Source organism: Bacillota bacterium (assembly GCA_040754675.1).
Classification (GTDB): Bacteria; Bacillota; Limnochordia; order Limnochordales; family Geochordaceae; genus Geochorda.
The window spans coordinates 1-2,362 of the sequence record JBFMCJ010000601.1 but is presented as its reverse complement, the minus strand read 5'-3'; the positions used below and the strand labels follow the sequence as shown (position 1 = coordinate 2,362).

The following is a 2,362-nucleotide window of genomic DNA, read 5'->3' as shown; positions in this document are numbered from 1 at the left end:
TCTACCGGGCGCTGGCCTCTGCGGCGCCCGACGCGGCCGAGAGGCTGCAGATCGTCGTCTATCCGAAGCTGGGGCACCAGTTGACGCCGCCCATGCAGGATCGGGTGGCGTCGTGGATGCTCTGGATGCTCGGGGCCGGGGGCATCTAGACAACTCATGCGCTTCATCGGGGTCGACCTGGCCTGGTCGGATCACAACCCCACGGGTCTTGTGGTGGTCAACGAACAGGGCCAGGTCGAAAGTGCCGCTTACGTCACCGCTCTGGACGCCGTGGCAGGCTTCTGCCTGGCCCGGGCCGGAGAAGAGCCGGCCATCGTGGCCGTGGACGCCCCTCTTTCGGTCTTGAACGATACGGGGCACCGGGAGGCGGACCGGGCGATCATGCGCCTGTTCCGGGGCCGCCGTCTCGGCGTCCACTCGGCGAACCGCGAGCGCCTTTTGGCCGTTCACGGGGGCGTCCGCGGGGAGGCCCTGGTGCGGCAGCTGGGCGGGCGGTTCTCCGCGGCGCGCGGTGCGCAAGACGGCGGGGCTTTCCTGCCGGGCAACACCATCATCGAGGTGTACCCGCACGCGGCGCTGATCGCCTGGTTCGATCTGCCGGCGCCGCTCCCCTACAAGCGGGGCCACCTTTTGGAGAGGCGGCAGGGGCTGCGGCGCCTGGTGGAGCTGCTGCGGCAGTTGAAGGGGGCGGATCCGCCCCTTGACGTGGACAGCGCGCCGTGGGTTCTGGCCGACGGTGAGGAGGATCTCTCGACCGCCCAACTCGACCAGATTGAAAGCCTGCTGGATGCGCTGGTCGCGGCGCACGTGGCGAGCTTCTGCCGCCGGTGGGGTGCCGCCCGGTGCGCCTGCCTGAGCGAGGCCGGCGGGCCGGGGCTGGTCACGCCCGTTCCCGGCGAAAAGCGCCTGAAATGAGCCTGGAGGGAGGCCGGCTGTGGGCATGCAGATCGACGTCGTGGCCATCGAGAAGCCCGAGCACGCCAACGTCATACTGGGCCAGAGCCACTTCATCAAGACGGTGGAGGACCTGCACGAGGCCATGGCTCAGGCCGGGGGCCGAATCCGGTTCGGCATCGCCTTCAACGAGGCGTCGGGACCCTGCCTGGTACGACAATCCGGCAACGACCTGGAACTCATCCGGGTGGCCGTCGCGAACGCCCAGAAGGTGGGTGCCGGGCACTTTTTCATCATCGTAATGGAGGACGGCTTCCCCATCAACGTGCTGAACGCGATCAAGCAGGTGCCCGAGGTGTGCCGGATCTTCTGCGCCACGGCGAACCCGTGCCAGGTGCTGGTGGCCCAGACGGACCAGGGCCGGGGCGTGGTGGGCGTCGTGGACGGCTTTGCGGTCAAGGGCGTGGAGGGCGAGCCCGAGATCCAGGAGCGCAAGGCGCTGCTGCGCCGCTTCGGCTACAAGCTCTGAAACTTCGCCTCCCGCCACAGCCCGCGGCCTTCCCGGCGGGCCTTGCGCTCGAGGTCACGCAGGCGTTCGGCGTAGCGCACGTTGGGCGGCACGGTCATGACCTGCGCGTAGCCCTGTTCTACGAGCCAGGCGTTGACGAAGATACGGTCGACCCACACGTAGGCCAGCAGCCTCCCGTAGCGGTCGTGGCTCTGCACGTCCAGGGCCAGGCGCACCTCCCGCCCGCCGACCAGCCTTTCGTTGGCCTGGCGGGCCCGTTCTGCCATGCGCCGCACATCGGGGTCGTCCGCCGAGAGTTCCGGCGTGTTGATGCCGGTGTAGCGCACCCGGCCGTAACGGGCGGTGCGGATGGTGTCCCCGTCCACCACCTCGACCACCCGGTCGGTGAGGGCCTCCGAACCGGGCAGGGCAAAACGGGCGGCCTCGGAGCCGGAGAAGTCCGGAAGGCGCTGCTCTGCCAGCCGTCCATACACGAAGAGAAGCCCGTAGACGCTGAGCAGGGCGACGGTGACCCAGAAGAGGCCGGACCTCGGCCTGGGGGGAGGGGGTTGCCGGGCCTGGGGCCGGCGGGCCAGGTGGCGTTCCCGGAAGCTCGGTCTGCTGCTCACACGCTGGCGGCCCCCCGCGGCGCGCCGGACCAGACCACGACCCGGCTCTTGCCGAGCCGCTTCGCCTCGTAGCAGGCCTCGTCGGCCCGCTCGATGAGTTCGCGCCAGTCCCGGGCGTGCAGGGGAAAACTGGCCACACCGACGCTCACGGACACCGGCGCGCCGCCCTCCGTCAGTTGCCGGACGAAGCTCTGCGCCTCCGGCAGGGCAGCCTGCACCCGGTGGGCCAGGGTTGCCGCCGACTCGGGATCGGCATCCGGGAGCAGGATGGTGAACTCCTCACCCCCGTAGCGGGCTGCCAGGTCGGTGCGGCGGACGTTCTTCCTGATGA

4 protein-coding genes are annotated in these 2,362 nt (G+C 69.9%); 2 read left to right on the top strand and 2 right to left on the bottom strand.

What is annotated here, in order from left to right:
- The first annotated feature begins 156 nt into the window (after positions 1 to 156).
- Entirely contained in the window at positions 157 to 915 is a 759-nt protein-coding gene (locus tag AB1609_21435) for a DUF429 domain-containing protein (protein MEW6048999.1), read from the top strand.
- A 25-nt stretch (positions 916 to 940) separates the two neighbouring features.
- Positions 941 to 1,423 (top strand): adenosine-specific kinase, encoded by a 483-nt coding sequence (locus tag AB1609_21430; GenBank protein MEW6048998.1) that lies wholly within the window; start codon positions 941 to 943, stop codon positions 1,421 to 1,423.
- Here AB1609_21430 and AB1609_21425 read toward each other — a convergent pair.
- Positions 1,411 to 2,031, bottom strand: a complete 621-nt coding sequence (locus AB1609_21425; GenBank protein ID MEW6048997.1) for a thermonuclease family protein — start codon at positions 2,029 to 2,031, stop codon at positions 1,411 to 1,413. The two genes, AB1609_21430 and AB1609_21425, sit on opposite strands and share 13 nt — an antisense overlap.
- The coding region (locus tag AB1609_21420; protein MEW6048996.1) for a GGDEF domain-containing protein at positions 2,028 to 2,362 on the bottom strand (335 nt) is incomplete at its 5' end. The genes AB1609_21425 and AB1609_21420, both read right to left, overlap by 4 nt.

Coding starts and splice junctions, on each gene's coding strand:
- AB1609_21435 (MEW6048999.1), top strand. CDS start 157: ATGCGCTTCATCGGGGTCGACCTGGCCTGGTCGGATCACAACCCCACG.
- AB1609_21430 (MEW6048998.1), top strand. CDS start 941: ATGCAGATCGACGTCGTGGCCATCGAGAAGCCCGAGCACGCCAACGTC.